Annotated in this window: 20 protein-coding genes; 6 read left to right on the top strand and 14 right to left on the bottom strand. The window is 73.2% G+C overall.

All coding sequences use genetic code 11. The features are described from left to right. Window positions 1-31: 31 nt before the first annotated feature. Complete coding sequence (locus AC3WRM_RS08385; protein WP_492247945.1) at window positions 32-1,177, top strand: MFS transporter; 1,146 nt, start codon at window positions 32-34, stop codon at window positions 1,175-1,177. 59 nt (window positions 1,178-1,236) lie between these two features. On the opposite strand, the gene AC3WRM_RS08380 is transcribed toward AC3WRM_RS08385, so the two are convergent. Next, window positions 1,237-1,821 carry a M23 family metallopeptidase gene (locus AC3WRM_RS08380; RefSeq protein WP_492247946.1) on the bottom strand — a complete coding sequence of 195 codons (585 nt, stop codon included), beginning with the start codon at window positions 1,819-1,821 and terminating at the stop codon, window positions 1,237-1,239. Window positions 1,822-1,970: 149 nt separating this feature from the next. On the opposite strand from AC3WRM_RS08380, the gene AC3WRM_RS08375 reads away from it, so the two are divergent. Continuing rightward, the gene (locus tag AC3WRM_RS08375; RefSeq protein WP_492247947.1) at window positions 1,971-2,822 is read left to right on the top strand and encodes an MOSC domain-containing protein; all 852 of its coding nucleotides are present in this window, start codon (window positions 1,971-1,973) and stop codon (window positions 2,820-2,822) included. 1 nt (window position 2,823) lies between these two features. Here the strand turns inward: AC3WRM_RS08375 and AC3WRM_RS08370 are convergent, their stop codons facing one another. The 3 genes from AC3WRM_RS08370 to dnaB form a co-directional block, all read right to left on the bottom strand. Continuing rightward, the gene (locus tag AC3WRM_RS08370) at window positions 2,824-3,096 is read right to left on the bottom strand and encodes a hypothetical protein (protein WP_492247948.1); all 273 of its coding nucleotides are present in this window, start codon (window positions 3,094-3,096) and stop codon (window positions 2,824-2,826) included. 9 nt (window positions 3,097-3,105) lie between these two features. Further along, entirely contained in the window at window positions 3,106-3,546 is a 441-nt protein-coding gene (locus AC3WRM_RS08365; RefSeq protein ID WP_492247949.1) for a hypothetical protein, read from the bottom strand. A 72-nt stretch (window positions 3,547-3,618) separates the two neighbouring features. Next, complete coding sequence (dnaB, locus tag AC3WRM_RS08360) at window positions 3,619-5,043, bottom strand: replicative DNA helicase (RefSeq protein ID WP_492247950.1); 1,425 nt, start codon at window positions 5,041-5,043, stop codon at window positions 3,619-3,621. A gap of 369 nt (window positions 5,044-5,412) precedes the next feature. On the opposite strand from dnaB, the gene AC3WRM_RS08355 reads away from it, so the two are divergent. Beyond that, window positions 5,413-6,747, top strand: a complete 1,335-nt coding sequence (locus tag AC3WRM_RS08355) for an MATE family efflux transporter (protein ID WP_492247951.1) — start codon at window positions 5,413-5,415, stop codon at window positions 6,745-6,747. Between the two features lie 3 nt (window positions 6,748-6,750). On the opposite strand, the gene AC3WRM_RS08350 is transcribed toward AC3WRM_RS08355, so the two are convergent. The 6 genes from AC3WRM_RS08350 to rpsF form a co-directional block, all read right to left on the bottom strand. After that, window positions 6,751-7,554: a siderophore-interacting protein gene (locus tag AC3WRM_RS08350; protein WP_492247952.1), complete on the bottom strand. Its 804-nt coding sequence runs from the start codon at window positions 7,552-7,554 to the stop codon at window positions 6,751-6,753. A gap of 19 nt (window positions 7,555-7,573) precedes the next feature. Next, window positions 7,574-9,208, bottom strand: a complete 1,635-nt coding sequence (locus AC3WRM_RS08345) for an ABC transporter family substrate-binding protein (RefSeq protein ID WP_492247953.1) — start codon at window positions 9,206-9,208, stop codon at window positions 7,574-7,576. An 87-nt stretch (window positions 9,209-9,295) separates the two neighbouring features. After that, window positions 9,296-9,742, bottom strand: coding sequence for a 50S ribosomal protein L9 (gene rplI, locus AC3WRM_RS08340; RefSeq protein WP_067861074.1), 447 nt, complete (start codon window positions 9,740-9,742; stop codon window positions 9,296-9,298). A 19-nt stretch (window positions 9,743-9,761) separates the two neighbouring features. Then, the gene (gene rpsR, locus AC3WRM_RS08335; protein ID WP_067861076.1) at window positions 9,762-9,998 is read right to left on the bottom strand and encodes a 30S ribosomal protein S18; all 237 of its coding nucleotides are present in this window, start codon (window positions 9,996-9,998) and stop codon (window positions 9,762-9,764) included. Window positions 9,999-10,041: 43 nt separating this feature from the next. Next, window positions 10,042-10,608 carry a single-stranded DNA-binding protein gene (locus AC3WRM_RS08330; protein ID WP_289016735.1) on the bottom strand — a complete coding sequence of 189 codons (567 nt, stop codon included), beginning with the start codon at window positions 10,606-10,608 and terminating at the stop codon, window positions 10,042-10,044. 127 nt (window positions 10,609-10,735) lie between these two features. Further along, complete coding sequence (rpsF, locus tag AC3WRM_RS08325; RefSeq protein WP_083516666.1) at window positions 10,736-11,026, bottom strand: 30S ribosomal protein S6; 291 nt, start codon at window positions 11,024-11,026, stop codon at window positions 10,736-10,738. Window positions 11,027-11,176: 150 nt separating this feature from the next. Between rpsF and AC3WRM_RS08320 the strand changes: the two genes are divergently transcribed. Then, window positions 11,177-11,773 carry a molybdenum cofactor biosysynthesis protein gene (locus tag AC3WRM_RS08320; RefSeq protein WP_492247954.1) on the top strand — a complete coding sequence of 199 codons (597 nt, stop codon included), beginning with the start codon at window positions 11,177-11,179 and terminating at the stop codon, window positions 11,771-11,773. Here the strand turns inward: AC3WRM_RS08320 and AC3WRM_RS08315 are convergent. Together AC3WRM_RS08315 and pdxR are read right to left on the bottom strand one after the other, a co-directional pair. Further along, the gene (locus AC3WRM_RS08315) at window positions 11,764-12,108 is read right to left on the bottom strand and encodes an MGMT family protein (protein ID WP_492247955.1); all 345 of its coding nucleotides are present in this window, start codon (window positions 12,106-12,108) and stop codon (window positions 11,764-11,766) included. The two genes, AC3WRM_RS08320 and AC3WRM_RS08315, sit on opposite strands and share 10 nt — an antisense overlap. A 54-nt stretch (window positions 12,109-12,162) precedes the next feature. After that, on the bottom strand, window positions 12,163-13,542 hold the full coding sequence (pdxR, locus tag AC3WRM_RS08310; RefSeq protein ID WP_492247956.1) for a MocR-like pyridoxine biosynthesis transcription factor PdxR: 1,380 nt from the start codon (window positions 13,540-13,542) through the stop codon (window positions 12,163-12,165). A 56-nt stretch (window positions 13,543-13,598) separates the two neighbouring features. Between pdxR and AC3WRM_RS08305 the strand changes: the two genes are divergently transcribed. Beyond that, entirely contained in the window at window positions 13,599-14,285 is a 687-nt protein-coding gene (locus tag AC3WRM_RS08305) for a pyridoxamine 5'-phosphate oxidase family protein (protein WP_492247957.1), read from the top strand. A 121-nt stretch (window positions 14,286-14,406) separates the two neighbouring features. On the opposite strand, the gene AC3WRM_RS08300 is transcribed toward AC3WRM_RS08305, so the two are convergent. Then, window positions 14,407-15,534 (bottom strand): aldo/keto reductase, encoded by a 1,128-nt coding sequence (locus tag AC3WRM_RS08300; RefSeq protein WP_492247958.1) that lies wholly within the window; start codon window positions 15,532-15,534, stop codon window positions 14,407-14,409. A gap of 142 nt (window positions 15,535-15,676) precedes the next feature. Between AC3WRM_RS08300 and AC3WRM_RS08295 the strand changes: the two genes are divergently transcribed. Further along, window positions 15,677-16,093 (top strand): hypothetical protein, encoded by a 417-nt coding sequence (locus AC3WRM_RS08295; RefSeq protein ID WP_492247959.1) that lies wholly within the window; start codon window positions 15,677-15,679, stop codon window positions 16,091-16,093. On the opposite strand, the gene AC3WRM_RS08290 is transcribed toward AC3WRM_RS08295, so the two are convergent. After that, complete coding sequence (locus AC3WRM_RS08290; protein WP_492247994.1) at window positions 16,077-16,973, bottom strand: transglutaminase family protein; 897 nt, start codon at window positions 16,971-16,973, stop codon at window positions 16,077-16,079. The genes AC3WRM_RS08295 and AC3WRM_RS08290 overlap by 17 nt on opposite strands.

Raw genomic sequence — 16,973 nt, 5'->3', positions numbered from 1 at the left:
CGCGACCCTCCCGCCGTCCTACCCTGACGGCATGGACCGGACGCGCGTCGCCGTCAGCACCGGCTTCCTGCTCCAGGGCTTCACGTTCGCCGCGCTCGTCACCCAGACGCCGCGCCTGCAGGACCGGTTCGACCTCGGCGAGGGCGACGTGACCGCGCTGCTGGTGCTGGTCGCCGTCGTGGCGGGGTTCGGCAGCGTGCTCGCGGGCGTCCTGGCCACCCGCCGCTCGAGCGGGTCGGCCCTGACGACGTCGCTGGTGGGCATCGGCGCGGGGGCTGCCCTGGTCGGCTGGGCGCCCTCGTACCCGCTGCTCGTCGCCGCCTTCGCCGTCTACGGCGTCGCGCTCGGCGGGGTGGACGCGACGATGAACATGCAGGGCGTGCGGGTCGAGGCACTGCGGGGTCGCAGCGTGATGACCGGGTTCCACGCGTGCTGGAGCATCGGCGGCATCGTCGGCGCCGGGTACGCCGCCCTCGGGCTGCCCTTGGACGCTGGACTGTCGGTCGCCGCCGTCGTGGTCGTCGCGCTCGCCGTGGCATCGGCCCGGCACCTGGCTCCGGATGCGCCGGGGTCGCAGGTCGACGACCTCGCGGCAGCCGCGACGATCCCCGTCCCCTGGCGGCCGGTGCTGGTCTTCGGGCTGGTGATCTGCCTGTTCTACGCGGCCGACACCGGTACCGGCTCGTGGAGCGCGGTGTACCTCCGGCAGGCGCTCGGCGCGGCGAGCTGGCTGGTCCCGCTCGGGTACGCGGCGTACCAGGTCGGTGCCCTGGTCTCGCGACTCCTCGGCGACCAGCTCGTGCGCAGGGTGGGTGCATCCCGGGTGGTCGCGGGCGGTGCGTTCCTCGGTGTCGTCGGCTTCGCCGTCGTGCTGGCCGCGCCGGTCGCGGTGCTCGCCGTGCCCGGCTTCCTCGTCGCCGGCCTCGGGATCGCAGTCATCGCCCCGCTCGCGTTCGCTGCCGTCGGCGCCGCCGTCCCCCCGGAGGCCGCCGACGCGGCCATCGCCCGCATGAACATCGCCAACTACGTGGGCGCGATCCTCGGTGGAGCGGTGATCGGTGCCGTCGCACAGGGCGGCTGGCTGCGGGTGGCGTTCCTCGTGCCGCTCGTGCTGGTCGCGCCGATCCTGCTGCTGTCGCGCGCGTTCGACGGTCCGAGGGCGACCCGCGTCGGCTGACCGGACCGCGCACGGGCCGGCCGGGGGTCAGGGACCCGCCCGGCCGGCTCGGACTCGCCTCAGCTGCACATCGTCGTGCGGACGTACATCTGCTCGCCCCAGTACTTCGCCTTCGTGGTCTTGAAGTAGATCCCGGCGGCGGTGTCGTTGTAGCGCTGCTCGTAGTGCAGGTGAGCAGGGAAGCTGCCCCCGGTCTTGCCGACCCGGCCGATGCCATGGGTCGCCAGGATCTTCTGACCCTTCACGACGGAGATGACGCTGAGGTGCGCGTAGCGGGTGGACCACCCGTTCGCGTGATAGACGTCGACCATCTTGCCGTAGCCGCCGGGCCCCGTGCCCGCGAAGGTGACGACACCGCCGTTGCTGGCCTGGACCGGCTTGCCGAGGTCGCTGTCTCCACCGGACGGCAGGTTGAAGTCGATGGCGTTCAGCGGGTCGTGGTTCTTCCGGGTCTCGCCGCGCCACTCCTGACCGCAGGGGAACGGGACCTCGAGCGCGGGTCGTTCGGCGGCGGCGGTCGACGCTCCCGCCGCAGTCGCCGAGGACTCGGCTGCTCCCGCCGTTCCGGCCGTGCTGGACACGGCGGTGCCGGCACAGAGGGCGATCGCTGCCAGGGTCGAGGTGAGTGCTGATCGTCGGTTCATGAGGTGCTCCTGCCGTCCAGGGGCTCGCGGGTCGAGCCGTCGCTCCACGAGCCTGTTCCTCGGCACTGCGAACCTGCTGCGACGTCGGTGCGAACGTCTCGCAGCGGTGACGGCGGTGGGCCGCACCTGGCCCGTGCGACAGTGTCGGCGTGCAGCCCACCGTCGCGTCGCTCTGGCGCTACCCGGTCAAGTCCTGCCGCGGGGAGTCGCTCGAGCGGGTCGAGGTGGAGCCGTGGGGCGTCGCGCAGGATCGACGGTGGATGGTCGTCGACCCGGCCGGGACGATGGTCACCGCGCGGGAGCTGAACCGCCTGCTGGTGGTGCACCCGACGCTCACCGCGAGCGGGCTGCGGCTCACGGCCCCCGGTGCGCCGGGGGTCGACGTGCCGGTCCCGGACCCGGCGGGGCAGGTGCCGATCTCGATCTGGTCGTCCCGGCTCACGGCGGCTGACGCCGGCGACGACGCCGCGGCGTGGTTGAGCGAGGTGCTGGGCCGTGACGTGCGGCTGGTCCACCTGGACGACCCCCGACGCCGGCCGACGAGCCCGACGTACTCCGCGCCGGACGACCGCGTGAGCCTGGCCGACGGGTACCCGCTGCTCCTCACCACCGTGGCGTCGGCCGAGGCCGTCTCGGCGGAGGCCGAGTCGCCGGTGCCGATGCACCGCTACCGGCCGAACCTGGTCGTCGACGGGACGGAACCGTGGGCCGAGGACACGTGGCGGCGGTTCCGGGTCGGCGACGTCACGTTCCGCGTGGTCAAGGGCTGCGCCCGGTGCGTCATGACCACGATGGAGCCCGACCACGACGCCGGCAGCGTCGCGCGCGGTCCCGAACCGACCCGCACCCTCGCCCGCCTGCGTCGCTTCGGCAAGGGCGTCTGGTTCGGCGTCAACGTCATCCCCGACCACCCGCTCCCGACCGGCGCGACGATCGCCGTCGGCGAGCCGGTCGAGGTGCTCGAGGCCGCCGAGCCCGGCACTGCGCCGATCGGCTCGTAGCTCACGCCGGGACGAGCTGGTGCAGTGCGGCGCGGGTCGCGGCGACGTCGCCCAGCCGGTCAGGAGCGAGACCGTCAGCCAGGCGCTGCAGACGGACGAGGGACTCGACGGGGATGGGTGCTCGGTGACGGGACGCGGCGCGCGCGAGGATCGCGACGGCCTCGAGCTTCTCGCCGCCGATCACCAGGTCGTCGATCGTGAGTGAGTCGTCGCGGCCGAGGAAGGGCCGGACGACCGGTTCCAGGATCACGAGCAGCTCGTCGACGTCGGTCATCTGAACAGGCTAGCCATCGATGCGCCCGTCATCCAGGGGAAGATCCACACGCCCATGCGGCGTGTTCTTGACGACACCCCGGCCACCGACCGGATAGGCCGTGGAGAACCGCCACCGTCCGTCCACGTCGCGGCGCAGACGAACGACCACGCGCACGTCGTCGAGGTCGGCACTGAACCTCAGACGATCGCCCTCGTCCGACACCACGGCGCTCTCGGGTGCTCGCATGACCTGCTCTATTCGTGAGCGCAGGTCCGTCCCCCAGCGTTCCGGGAACTCGGTCTTGTCCCGCCGGCCGACGCCCCACGCGTGACCGCCTGCGTCCTCATTGTTCGGGTCACCCGAGATGACGTGAACCTCGTCCGAGGGAGTGAGGGCCGGTAGCTCCGACGGTCGCAGGGGCAAGGGGCTGCCGTCGGCCAGCCGGATCGCGAAGGTGTCGTCGTCCACCCGTGAACCGTACGAACAGACTCCGACACGCCGAAGCCCGTCGTGCACAGGCCGCGGACGCTCCGGGCGGGGTCAGCCGCCGTAGAACTCGCCGGCCGCCGCACCCGGGGGAGCCTCGGCCTCGCGGGCCATGGGGGTGAAGCGGGAGTAGTGGCCCTGGAAGCTGACGGCGACCTTGTTGACGGGACCCGAACGGTTCTTGGCGACGATGATGTCGGCCTCGCCGGGGCGCTCGGACTCGCCGCCGCCGGTCGCGTCGGGGCGGTTGATGAGGAAGACCATGTCGGCGTCCTGCTCGATCGAGCCCGACTCGCGCAGGTCCGACAGCTGCGGCGTCTTGTCGGTGCGCTGCTCCGAGCCTCGGTTCAGCTGGCTGATCGCCACCACCGGGACGTTGATCTCCTTGGCCAGCAGCTTGATCTGACGGCTGAACTCCGAGACCTCCACCTGGCGGTTCTCGACCTTCTTGCCCGACGTCATCAGCTGCAGGTAGTCGATGACGATGAGGCCCAGCTTGCCCTCGGCCGCCTTCTGGATGCGGCGGGCCTTCGAGCGGATCTCGGGCATGGTCATGTTCGGCGAGTCGTCGATCGTGATGGGCGCCGACTGCACGCGCGGCATGACCCGGCTGACCGAGTCCCAGTCGCGGTCGGTCATGCCGCCGCCGCGCATGTGGTGGATCGCGACCTTCGCCTCGGCCGACAGCAGACGCATGGCGATCTCCGCGCCCGACATCTCCAGGCTGAAGATGGCCGACGGGATGCCGTTCTTGATCGACGCCGCGCGGCAGAAGTCGAGACCGAGGGTGCTCTTGCCGACGCCCGGCCGGGCCGCGACGACGATCATCTGGCCGCCGCGGAAGCCGGTGGTGAGCTTGTCGAGGTCGGGGAAGCCGGACTCCAGACCGGCCATGTCGCCGTCGCGGGACTGGATGTCGTCGATCTCCTGGATGGTCTGCGCCATCAGCTCGGAGATGACCTTGTAGTCGTCGGTGCCGCTGCTGCCGTCGACGTCGAGCACCTCGGCCTGGGCGCGGTCGACGACCTCGCTGATCTCGCCGGTCTCGGCCCAGCCGTAGCCGGCGATCTTCTGACCCACCTCGATGAGCCGGCGCAGGATGGCCTTCTCGCGCACGATCTCGGCGTAGTAGTCGACGTTCGACGCGATCGGGACGCCCGCCACGAGGGTGTGCAGGTAGGGGGCGCCGCCCACCTTCGCGAGCTCGCCGCGCCGCTGCAGCTCGGCGGCGACCGTGATCGCGTCAGCCGGCTCGCCGCGCTGTGCGAGGTCGACGATGGTCTCGAAGATGGCCTCGTGCGCAGGTCGGTAGAAGTCGCGCCCCTCCAGGAGGTCGTTCGCCGGGTCGATCGCCTGCTTGCTGAGGAGCATGGCCCCCAGCACGCTCTGCTCGGCCGGGAGGTCCTGCGGCGGGACGCGTCCGGCGGGGACGTCGTCCTCGGGCTCGGGCCCTCTGGCGTGCAGATCTGCGACAGTCACGCAGCAGCCTTCCTCTCTCGACCCACCCCACGGTAGGTCGACCTTCCGACACGATCGCGCAGCCTCCCCGGTGGGGAGGTCCCTCGTCCTGCGCGACAGCCGACGCGTCACACTAGGGGGCCGGTGGGGGCTGACGAAAGCCCGCCACGCACAGCCCGTGTGGACAAGGCTGGGGAGAATGTGGAAATCGCCGGAAAGCCTGTGCACAGTCCGTGGACGGCCTTGTGGAGAACCGGGGGATCTGGACGTGAAAACCGCCTCTGACCTGCGGCGATGCCGTACACACAGTGTGGACCCACATTACGTGGACGTCATCCTCCGGCCATCTGCTGGTCGCATCGACATGTCGACAGCGGCGGTGAATTTCCGGTGAAATCCACAGCCAGACGCAGAAACCTGTTCACCTGGGGCGCCGCCGACCGCCAGATCGTCGCCGTCGCGGTGCCGGCCTTCTTCGCCCTCGTCAGCGAGCCCCTGATGCTGCTCGCCGACACCGCGATCGTCGGGCGCCTCGGGGTGGCCGAGCTGGGCGGTCTGGCCGTCGCGTCGAGCGTGCTCCTCACCGTCGTCGGCCTCTGCGTGTTCCTCGCCTACGGCAGCACCGCGACGGTCGCTCGGCTGCACGGGGCCGGTCGCGAACGCGCGGCGTTCGACGGTGCGACCGGCGGGCTGTGGCTCGCGGCCGGGCTGGGCGCGGTGCTCGGAGGGCTGCTCGCCGCCGCGAGCGGACCCCTGGCCGGTGTGCTGGGCAGCTCGCCGGAGGTCGAGGGGCACGCGACGACCTACCTCCTCGTCTCGGCACCGGCGGTGCCCGCCATGCTGCTCGTGCTCGCGGCCACCGGCGCGCTGCGCGGCGTGCTGGACCTGCGCACCCCGCTCGTCGTCACCGTCGTCGCGAACGTGCTCAACGTGGTGCTCAACCTGCTGCTCGTGCACGGCGCGGGGCTGGGCGTGGCCGGGTCCGCCGCCGGCACGGCGATCGCCCAGTGGGTCGCGGCGCTCTGGCTCGTCACCGTGGTGCTCCGGCGGGCCCGCGCGGCCGGGTCGTCCGGACGTCCCGACGTGGCGGGGGTCGTGAGCGCTGCGCGTGACGGCGTCCCGCTCCTCGCCCGGACCGCGACCCTGCGCGCCGCGCTGCTCCTCGGCACGGCGGTGGCCGCCACCTTCGGCGACGCACCGCTCGCGGCGCACCAGATCGCGACGTCGCTCGTGACCTTCCTGGCCTTCGCGATGGACGCGATCGCCATCGCGGGGCAGACCCTCACCGGACGCACGCTGGGGTCGGGCGACGCCGAGGGCACACGGGTGCTCACCCGCCGGATGATCACGTGGGGCGTCGGCACGGGTCTGGTCGCGGGACTGCTGCTCGTCGCCGTGACGCCGATCGCCGGATCGTGGTTCACCTCCGACGAGCAGGTCCACGCCGCACTCGTCCCGGCGCTCCTGGTGGTGGCCGCCATCCAGCCCGTCTCCGGTGTCGTGTTCGTGCTCGACGGCGTCCTGATCGGGGCGGGCGACGGCGTCTACCTCGCGTGGGCCGGCCTCGTCGTGCTGGCCGCCTACGCCCCGCTGGCCCTCCTGGCCGGCTCGCTCGGCGCCGGACTCGCCTGGCTCTGGCTCGCCTACGGCGGGTTCCAGCTCGCCCGCCTGGTCACGCTCTGGCTGCGGCAGCGCGGCACCCGGTGGATGGTGCTCGGCGCCTGACCGTCAGCGCCGCCAGTACCCGGACACGTCGAGGCAGTCGCGCGGGACGGCCCGGTCGGCACGCCAGTGCGTCCGGACGTCACGGGCCGCGGTCGACTCCCCGGCCATCCACGCGTAGACCTCCCCGGACGGCCAGGTGAGGTCACGGACCGCGTCGAGCAGGAGCGTCGTCGTCCCGGGCTCCGCACCGGCGGGGCGGTGCAGCCAGGTCACCTCGACGCCGTCGCGCACCGCGAGGTCCTGCTCGTCCTGCGGTCCGGAGACCTCGACGACGACCTGCGCGGGCACGCCCGCCGGCAGCTCCTCGAGGAAGCGACCGATCGCCGGCAGTGCCGTCTCGTCGCCGGCCAGCACGAACGCGTCGACGTCGTGCGGGAACGCCTGGCCGACGGTCGGTCCGGCGATCCACGCGAGGTCGCCCGGCCGGACCCGCTCCGCCCAGCCCGCCGCCTGCCCGTGGCCGTGCCGCACGAAGTCGAGGGCGACCTCGTCGGGGGTCGCCCGACGTGGCGTGTAGTCCTTGCCGAGCGGGCGCACACCCTCCGTCGTGTAGTCGAGACCGTCGGGACGCTGCCGCGGCAGCACCGGACGGTCGACGTCGGGAGCGGGCACGAAGACCTTGACGTGGTCGTCGAAGCCCGGCGAGGCGAAGGCGGGCAGCGTCGCCCCGTCGAGGCTGCGCTCGCCGAGGGCCGGCCCCGCGAGCGTCAGCCGACGCATGCCCGGCGTCACGTCCTCGACGCGCACGACCTCCAGCTCGCGCAGCACCGCCACGTGGGTCGTCGTCGTTCGTCGCAGCTTCGGCACGCGGACACCCTAGACCGGCTCAGTCGCCGGTCCGGAAGCCGACTGTCGCCCACCGCGGCTGCTCGAACGACGCGGCTCCGACGTTGACCACCCCCGGCCGGACGGCCAGGACCGTGGGCGTGACGGCGAGCGGGACGACGACGGCCTCGCGGCGCAACGCCGTCTCGAGCCGGACCGTGGCCGCCGTCCGGGCCCGGGCGCTGCGAGCGTCGCGCACGGCGTCCCAGGGCGCGGCGGGTGAGGCGACTCCCGTCACGTTCGCCGGTGACGTGACGGGGAGGAACCGGTCGCGTGCACCGTCCGGAGCGAGGAGCGACGGACCCCAGCTGAAGGTCAGGAGGTCGAAGTCGAGCGGCACCAGCACCTGGGCGGCGAAGTCGTCGGGCGGGACGGTGCGCAGCCGCACCTCCACCCCGGCCTCGGCCAGCTGCGACCGGATCGCGCGGGCGCGGGTCGCCAGCGCCTCGCTGCCACCGGCCACCGGCAGGGACAGACGGAGCGGACGTGCCTCGGTGTAGCCGGCCTGGGCGAGCAGCCGTCGAGCGCGGTCGACGTCGCGCCTCGTGGGACGGGCCACGGCGTCGTAGCCGCGCTGCCCGGGCAGCAGGAGGAGGCTGTCGGCCGTGCGCGGCTCGGCACCCAGCGGTTCGGCCACGGCGCGCGCGAGGGCGTCGCGGTCGAGGGCCAGGGCGACGGCCCGGCGCACCGCGACGTCGCGCAGCGGTCCACGGCCCGCGTTCATCGACAGGTGCGACCACTGCGAGCCCGACGTCCGCTGCAGCTGGGACGCGGCGACGTCACGGTCGGTGTCGAGGGTCGCGACGTCGAGCTCGCCGGCGGCGTAGGCGTCGGCCTGCACCGACGGCTCCGCCACGCGCCACACGATGCGCCGCAGCCGCGGCGGGTCGCCCCACCAGCGGGGGTTGGGCTCCTGGGTGATGGTGCCGGTGTCCTCGTCGAGCTCGCGGGTCACGAAGGGGCCGTTCGACGGCAACGGCCGCTCGCGGAAGCCGCGGTCGAAGGCGCGGGGGCTCGACGCGATCCGCGCGGGCAGCCGTGGCGAGACGAACAGGGGCCAGTCGCCCCGCCGTTCGGCGAAGCGCACCGTGTACCCGAACCGGTCGCGACCGGGGCGGACGTCGGCGATCGCGTCCCACCCGTCGCTGCTGGCGACGGCGTACCGCTCGTCGGTGCCGCGCAGGGCCCGCCAGGTGGCGACCATGTCGGCGGCCGTGACCGGGGTGCCGTCGTCCCACACGGCCTCGGGGTTCAGCCGGACGGCGACGGTGAGCGGGTCGTCGCCGACGACCTCCACGCTGCGGGCGTGGTCAGGGTCGACCTCCCAGCCGCCGTCCTCGGTGATCCGCACGACCTGCCCGATCGTCGGGCCCACGAGCCGCTCGACGTCGGTGCCGACGGCGTCGGCGTGCAGCGGGTTGAAGGTGACGGGCAGCGACCCGAGACCGATCCGCAGCGTGCCGCCGCGCCGGACGTCGGACGTGTCGGCGCGCACCCAGGCGGTGGTCCCGTCGCGCGCCTCGGCCGACGCGGACGGCCGGGGTCGGGCGTCGCGGTCGGACCCGCCGGTGCACCCGGCCAGCACGAGGGCGAGCAGGAGCGGCAGGAGCAGGGCGGTGCGCGGGGGACGGGGCACGGGAACCTCGGGGGAACGGGGTCTCGGGACGGGTGAACGACGACGGGGCCCGGCCCGGCAGTGCCGGACCGAGCCCCGTCGCAGGACCTACTTGGAGGCGACCACGTTGAGGCGGACCTGGGCGGTCACCTCGGGGTGGACGCGGACGGTGACCGTGTGGGCACCGAGCGCCTTGATCGGGTTGCCGACCTCGATGCGACGCTTGTCGACCGAGCCGCCGGCCGCCTCGAGGGCGGTGGCGATGTCGGAGACGGTGACGGCGCCGAACAGGCGGCCGCCCTCGCCGGCGCGGACCGCGACGTTGACCGGCTCGGCCTCGAGACGACCCTTGATCTGACGGGCCTCCTCGAGGTCGTGCACGGCGCGCGCGTCGCGGGCGGCCTTGATGGACTCGACCTGCTTGGCCGCACCCTTGCTCCAGCGGATCGCGTAGTTGCGCGGGAGCAGGAAGTTGCGTCCGTAGCCGTCCTTGACCTCGACGATGTCGCCGGGCTCTCCGAGGTTGCTGACCTCGTGCGTCAGGATGAGCTTCATCGGTGGATCAGTCCCTCTCTCAGCGTCCGCTGGACGTGTAGGGCAGGAGCGCCATCTCGCGGGCGTTCTTGATCGCCTTGGCGATCTGACGCTGCTCCTGGACGGAGACACCCGTCACCCGACGCGCGCGGATCTTGCCGCGGTCGGAGATGAACTTGCGCAGGAGCGCGGTGTCCTTGTAGTCGATGGTGGTGACGCCGGCGGCCGCGAGCGGGTTGCTCTTCTTCTTCGGCTTCCGGACAACTGGCTTGGCCATGGTTCTCCTTGAACGGTGTATCTAAAGAACGGGGTGCGCTGGATCAGAAGGGGGGCTCGTCGGCGGCCGCGCCGCCGCCCCAGGCGTCGTTCCCACCCTGCGGTGCGGACTGCGGCTGCGACCAGGGGTTGGCGTTCCCGCCACCGGCGTTGCCGCCGCCCTGTCCTGCGCCGTAGCTGCCGCCACCGCCGCCGAAACCACCGCCGCCGCCACCGAAGTCGCCGCCACCGCCACCGCCGCCACCGCGCGAGGCCTTGGTGACCTTCGCGGTGGCGAAGCGCAGCGACGCTCCGACCTCGTAGACGTTCATCTCCACGCTGGTGCCGCGTCCGCCGTCCTGGCGCTCGTACTGCCGGACGTTGAGGGCGCCGTGCACGATGACGTGCTGGCCCTTCTGGAGCGACTCGGCGACGTTCTCGGCCATCTGGCGCCACACGGAGCAGCGGATGAACAGCGGGTTGCCGTCCTTCCACTCGTTCGACTGACGGTCGAAGGACCGCGGCGTCGAGGCGACGGTGAAGTTCGCGACCGCCGCGCCGGACGGGGTGAACTTCAGCTCGGGGTCGTCGGTGATGTTGCCGACGACGGTGATGACGGTCTCGCCTGCCATGGGACCAGCCTTTCGATGGTGGCTGTGGTTGCCGTGGGTGGGATTCGATCCAGTGGATGCTGTACCAGTGAACCCCGGGGTGCGGACAGTGACCGGGTCACCGTCCACAGGGAGCTCGGGTGAGCCCTTACTTCGCGTCGGGTCGGGTGACCTTCGTGCGGACGACGGACTCGTTGAGCCCGAGCTGACGGTCGAGCTCCTTGACCGTGTCCGGCGTGGCGGTCAGGTCGATGACGGCGTAGATGCCCTCGTTCTTCTTGTTGATCTCGTATGCGAGGCGGCGCTTGCCCCACACGTCGACGTTCTCGACGCTGCCTCCGTCGTTCTTCACGACGTTGAGGTAGGTGTCGAGGCTCGGGGCGACGGTGCGCTCGTCGAGCTCGGGGTCGAGGATGACCATGACTTCGTAGTGACGCAACGACAAGGTGCGTCCTCCTTCGGTCTGAACGGCTACGGACGGTCCGCAGCAGGAGGTGTGCCCGGATCGGGCAACCACGGAAGTCTAGCGGTGCCCACGATGCCGGGCCAAATCGCGGGGGCGCGACCGCGCGGGGGCTAGCGTGTCAGGGTGCAGGACGCCCTCCCCGTCGACGTCGAGCCGGTCGACCTCGAGATCGTCGGCCTGGTCGTGTCGCCGCGGCACCGCTACGACGGTCGGCCCTCCGACGGTCCGCGTCCGGCGATGGGCTCCGACCGGCAGACGTCGGTGGACGTGCGGGCGCACAAGGGGCTGGTCGGCGACCGCTACTTCGGCACCCGGCACCGGTTCGCGGCAGTGACGTTCCTGGCGGTCGAGGAGATCGCGGGGGTCGGCGCGACCCTCGAGGCACCGGGGCTCGACCCGTTCCTGGCGCGCCGCAACGTGCTGACGCGCGGGCTCGACGTCGAGTCGCTCGTGCACAGCGAGTTCACGGTCGAGCAAGGGGGCCGCAGCCTCACGTTCCGTTCGCTCACCCGGGCGAACCCGTGCGCGTGGATGGACGTGGTGCTCGCTCCCGGGGCCCACCAGGCGATGCGAGGCCACGCCGGCATCCGCAGCGAGCCGCTCGACGACGGGGTGCTGTCGGTGGGTCCTGCCCGGCTGGTGGCGGTGCGTCACCTGAGCCCGGGCGACGCCGCGCAGATGCGGCGCGAGGCGCTCGCGGCGGCGCGTCGTCAGGCCTGAGGGGAGCCCGACCGGACGCGTCCCTCGTCGTCCACGACGTGCCCCTCGGCCTGCAGGAGCGGGGTGGCCGCCTCACGGTGCTGGCGGTAGAGCCGGCCGTTCGTGGGCAGGACGCGCCACCACGGCAGTCCCGGGACGCGACGCAGCACGTTCGCGACCGCCTGGCCCGCGCCCGGGTGCCCCGCCTCGAGCGCCACCTCGCCGTAGGTCATCAGGTCGCCCGGTCGCAGGGCGGCCACCACGTCGGCGACCCGCTGCTGGAACGGCGTGAGCCGGTCCGGGGGGTCGGCGTGCCCGCCACCGGGCAGCGGCATCGTGGAGGTGTCGGCACCCATGTCACCAGTGAACCCCACGCGTGTCGTGGGCGCAGCGTCGTGCGTGCCGCCGCGTCAGCGTGACCGGCGGCGGTCCGGTCGGTCCTCGAGGCCCCGTGCCAGAGCCGCCAGCGCGGTGTCGAGCTCGACGTCGCTCACGCCGCCGAAGCCGACGACGAGTCCGGTGAGGGTGGAGCCGCGTGTGTAGTCGGCGAGCAGGGGCACGTCGAAGCCCGCTGCTCGGGCCGCGTCGTGCGCCGCGAGCGCGCGGGCGGCCGGGAGGAGCCAGGTGGAGTACATGCCCGCGCTCGGACCGGCGGGCGCCGCGTGCGGGGCGAGCACGTCGGCGACGCGAGGTGCGCGTTCGGCGTACACCCGGCGGGCGGAGCGGACGACGCGGTCGACGTACCCGTCGCGCAGCATCGACAGGAAGGCCCGTTGGACCGGCCACGAGACGCCCTCGTGCCGGACCGCGCGAGCCGCACGGACGGCGTCGAGCAGGTGCGGTGGCGGCACGAGCCAGCCGAGGCGCAGGCTGGGCGACACCGACTTCGAGGCGGTGCCGAGGTACGCGACGCGGGTGCGGTCGAGCGACGCGAGCGCGGGGACGGGCGCGACGTCGTAGCGGAACTCGGAGTCGTAGTCGTCCTCGACGACCACGACGCCTCGGCCGGTCGCCTCCGCGAGCAGCGCCACCCGGTCGGCCGCGGGCAGCACGTGCCCGAGCGGGTGCTGGTGGGCGGGGGTCACGTAGGTCGCGACGACGTCCGGCGGCACGACCGGGGTCCCGCGGGCGGGCACGTCGACCACGGCTCGCCCCGAGGCCCGCACGGTGGCGACCGCCGCCCGGTAGCCGGGGTCCTCGACCGCGACGGGACCACCGGGCAGCACCTCCAGCAGGGCGCGCAGGCCGTCGGTGGTGCCCTGCGTGACGACCACCTCGTCGGGGTCGCAGTCCACACCGCGCAGCCGGCCGAGACGTTCGGCGAGCGCGGCGCGCAGCGCGGGGCTCCCGCAGGGGTCGTCGTAGCCGGCGGGCGGGACGGCGGCGGCCACGTCGCGCCAGGCCCGCCGCCACCCCGCACGGTGGCGCGGGTCGATCCAGGGCGTGCCGGTGTCGAGGCGCACCAGGGGAGGCGCCGGGTCGGGAGTCGCGACGGGCCGCGGCGGAGCCGCAGGCGCCGGGACCGTGGCGGAGCCCGACACGAAGGTGCCCGACCCGTGGCGCGCCTCGAGCCAGCCCTCGGCGACGAGCTGGTCGTACGCCTGCGTGACCACCGCGCGGGAGACCTGGAGCTCCAGAGCCAGCGCCCGGCTCGCGGGCAGCCGCGTGCCCCGGCGGAGCGCGCCGGTGCCGACGAGGCGTCGGACGCCGGCGGCGAGCTGCGTCGCCAGCGGGACGTCGCTCGTCCGGTCGAGGCGGAGCGGCAGGGTCGGCGACGAAGTGGTCTGCACGTCTTGCACGATAGTGGACCTGGACGACAGTCCACTCGCCCTCACAGGCTGGGACCATGACCAGCACCGACGTCTCGCCGCTCTCACCCACCGCCCGCACGACCCTCGGGCGCTCGCGCGAGCGGGGAATCACCGACCGGGCCGCGCTGCACGCGATCCTGCGCGAGGCCCTCGTCGCGCACCTGGGCGTCGACGTCGGCGACCACCCCGTCGTGCTGCCGGTCGCGATCGCCGTCGACCTCGACGGCCCCGACGCGGACGGCACGCTCTACGTGCACGGCTCGGTGGCCGCGCGGTGGCTGACCCGGTCGGACCGGCGGACGGTGTGCGTCACGGCGACGCTGCTCGACGGGCTGGTCGTGGCGCGCTCCGGCTTCCACCACTCGATGAACTACCGCTCCGCCGTGGTCGTCGGGGAGGCCCGGATCGTCGACGACCCACGGGAGAAGGCGCACGCCCTCGACCTGACCGTCGACCACGTCGTGCCCGGCCGCTCGGCGACCCTGCGGCCGCCCACCCGCAAGGAGGTCGCCGCGACCGCCGTGCTGGCCGTCCCGCTGCGCGAGGCGTCGGTGAAGGTGCGCGCCGGCGACCCGGTGGACGACGACGTCGACGTCGAGGCCGGCACGTGGGCGGGCGTCGTGCCTCTGTCGATGGTCGCGGGGAGCCCGGTGTCGGCGGCGGGCTCGCACGAGGTCGTGCCGGCCGACGTCGTGAGCCGGGCCGCGCACCTGGGGGCCTGAGCGCGCCGACGGCGCGCGAAGCACGGTTTTCTCAGGCCAGCACGGCTTGCTCTCCGTGCTTACCTGAGGAAACCGTGCCCGGCGGAGATTCCCAGGTCGACCTGGGAATCTCCGCTGCGGGTCAGAGGTCGCTGGAGACGTCCCAGATGTTGACGCCCTCGACCGTGCCGGCGAGCTCGTCGATGCGGGCGAGCTCCTCGTCGGTGAAGTCGGTCTTCGCGGCGGCGGCGAGGTTCTCGTCGAGCTGCTCGGTCGAGGAGGCGCCGATGAGCGCCGACGTGACGCCGCCCGGCCGCAGCACCCACGAGATGGCCAGCTGGGCGAGGGACTGGCCCCGCTCCTCGGCGACCTCGTTCAGACCGCGCAGCCGCTCGACGAGGTCGGGGGTGACGACGTCGTCGGTGAACGACCCGCGCTCGCCGGAACGCTCCGCCGGCTCGTCGCCGAGGTACTTCGACGTCAGCAGACCCTGGGCGAGCGGTGTGAACCCGATGGATCCCAGACCGTGCTCGTCAAGCACCGAGAGCAGGCTGGTGCCTCCACCCGAGCCGGTGGTCCCGCCGAAGCCGGCCGGACGGGCGTTGGCGCCCTCCTCGATCCAGCGGTTCACGATCGAGTACGACGGCTGGTGGATGACCAACGGCGTGCCGAGCTCCTTCGCCACCGCCACCGCCTCGGCCGTCCGCTCCGGCGAGTACGACGAGATGCCGACGTACAGCGCCTTGCCCTGGCGCACCGCGGTGTCGAGCGCGCCGATCGTCTCCGCCACCGGCGTGCCGGGGTCGGTGCGGTGGGAGTAGAAGATGTCGACGTAGTCGACGCTCATCCGCTCCAGCGACGCCTCGAGGCTGCTCAGCAGGTACTTGCGCGAGCCGAGCTTCCCGTACGGGCCCGGCCACATGTCCCAGCCGGCCTTGCTCGAGAGCACCAGCTCGTCGCGGTAGGGCTTGAAGTCGGTGCGCATCATCCGCCCGAAGTTCTCCTCCGCGGAGCCGTACGGCGGGCCGTAGTTGTTCGCGAGGTCGAAGTGCGTGACACCGCGGTCGAACGCGTGCCGCAGGATCTCGCGCTGCGTCGCGAAAGGCCGGTCGTCGCCGAAGTTCCACCACAGGCCCAGCGAGATCGGCGGCAGCAGCAGCCCGCTGTCGCCCACCCGCCGGTACTCCAGGTGCTGGTAGCGGTCCTCGGCCGCGACGTACGGACGGTGGGTCTCGGGCACGGCGTCGGCCCAGTAGCGCTCCTCGGTCATGGTCCCGACGCTAGCGACCACCCGTGGACCTCGCCCCTCGACGCTCCCCACTGGACCGCCGGGACCGCGCTGCGCGGGGCCCGTGGTGGAACACGCTCCATCCCGACGTGACGAAACGCCCGCGACCCGTCACCCTAGGGGCATGCGAACGGTCGTCGGCGTGGTGCTCGGGGCGTGTGCCCTCGGCATCGTCACGGCTGCGGCGCTCGGCACGGCGCCGTTCCTCGTCACGCCGACGCCCTGGGTCGTCGGGCTGATCGGCGTGGCGATGCTGGCCGTCGTCGCCCAGCCGAGCGCGGCACCGTCGGCGCGCCGGATGGCGAAGGTGCTGACCGTGGTCGGCTCCGTCGGAGCCGTCGTCGCGTGGGCCGCCTACCTGCGCGGGTTCAGCGACGAGAACGGTCTGCGGGGGTGGCCCGACGCGCTCGACTCGATGATCGACCTCGGCTCGTCCACCGCCGCCCTGGCCCTCGCCGCGCTGCTCGTCGTCGCCGGCTCGGCCAGCGCACGACGTCAGCCGCCCGAGCTCGACGAGGCACCCGTCAGCGCAGACGCGTGACCTCGACGCTCACGAACAGCTCCGACGCACCCGGCGTCGAGTAGATGCCGCGCAGCGGCGGACAGTCCGCGTAGCCGCGACCTCGGGCGACGAGCACGTGCCGCTCGCCGGGCACGACCGCGTTCGTCGGGTCGAACCCGCGCCAGTCGCCGTCCCAGTACTCCACCCAGGCGTGCGACTCGCCCTCGACCGTCTCGCCGACGACCGGCTCGGCCGACGGGTGCAGGTAGCCCGACACGTACCGGGCGGGGATCCCCACCCGGCGCAACGCGCCGAGCGTCGCGTGCGCGACGTCCTGGCACACCCCCGCGCCGGCCTCCCACGCCTCCGCCGCCGTCGTCGACACCTGCGTGACGCCCGGCAGGTAGCGCAGGTGGTCGTGGACCAGGCCGAACACGCCCACGGCGTACTCGCCCGGCGTCTCGGAGGAGGCCTGCAGCCCGTCGAGCCGCGACGCCAGGTCGTCGTGGGGACGCACCCACGAGTCCAGCACCAGGAACTCGCACCACTCGTCGGCCACCGCCGCGAGGTCGGCCCAGCCCACCGGGGCGACGTCGACCGGGTGCGGCGTGCTCTCCACCGTCGACGTGGCGACCACCGTCAGCGCGTCGTGCGGCTCGTGCACCTCGAACGCCGTGACGACCGTGCCCCAGTAGTCGCGGTACTCCTGCGACCACGCCGTCGGCGACACCTCCACCCGCGACCGCAGGACCACCTGGTCCGACGTCGTCAGCGGGGTCATCCGCGCCTCGTTGTACGACGCCACCGCGCCCTCGGCGTACGTGAAGCCGGTCGTGTGCCGCACGCGCAGCTGCATGGGTCGCGCCGACCCGCTCTGCCACTGCGACGCCGACCCCTGGCCCTGCACCTGTCCCTGCAT

It is taken from the genome of Aeromicrobium sp. EU05-FHT14F07 (genome assembly GCF_058790455.1).
Note: the sequence above shows the minus strand (reverse complement) of the source record. Positions and strands in the feature narration are given on the sequence as shown.

What these genes read in the sequence shown, in the direction of transcription:
- AC3WRM_RS08305 (WP_492247957.1), top strand. Translation starts at nt 13,599, where the DNA reads ATGACCAGCACCGACGTCTCGCCGCTCTCACCCACCGCCCGCACGACC.
- AC3WRM_RS08300 (WP_492247958.1), bottom strand. Translation starts at nt 15,534, where the DNA reads ATGACCGAGGAGCGCTACTGGGCCGACGCCGTGCCCGAGACCCACCGT.
- AC3WRM_RS08370 (WP_492247948.1), bottom strand. Translation starts at nt 3,096, where the DNA reads ATGACCGACGTCGACGAGCTGCTCGTGATCCTGGAACCGGTCGTCCGG.
- rplI (WP_067861074.1), bottom strand. Translation starts at nt 9,742, where the DNA reads ATGAAGCTCATCCTGACGCACGAGGTCAGCAACCTCGGAGAGCCCGGC.
- AC3WRM_RS08315 (WP_492247955.1), bottom strand. Translation starts at nt 12,108, where the DNA reads ATGGGTGCCGACACCTCCACGATGCCGCTGCCCGGTGGCGGGCACGCC.
- AC3WRM_RS08385 (WP_492247945.1), top strand. Translation starts at nt 32, where the DNA reads ATGGACCGGACGCGCGTCGCCGTCAGCACCGGCTTCCTGCTCCAGGGC.
- AC3WRM_RS08380 (WP_492247946.1), bottom strand. Translation starts at nt 1,821, where the DNA reads ATGAACCGACGATCAGCACTCACCTCGACCCTGGCAGCGATCGCCCTC.
- AC3WRM_RS08295 (WP_492247959.1), top strand. Translation starts at nt 15,677, where the DNA reads ATGCGAACGGTCGTCGGCGTGGTGCTCGGGGCGTGTGCCCTCGGCATC.
- AC3WRM_RS08330 (WP_289016735.1), bottom strand. Translation starts at nt 10,608, where the DNA reads ATGGCAGGCGAGACCGTCATCACCGTCGTCGGCAACATCACCGACGAC.
- AC3WRM_RS08290 (WP_492247994.1), bottom strand. Translation starts at nt 16,973, where the DNA reads ATGCAGGGACAGGTGCAGGGCCAGGGGTCGGCGTCGCAGTGGCAGAGC.
- rpsR (WP_067861076.1), bottom strand. Translation starts at nt 9,998, where the DNA reads ATGGCCAAGCCAGTTGTCCGGAAGCCGAAGAAGAAGAGCAACCCGCTC.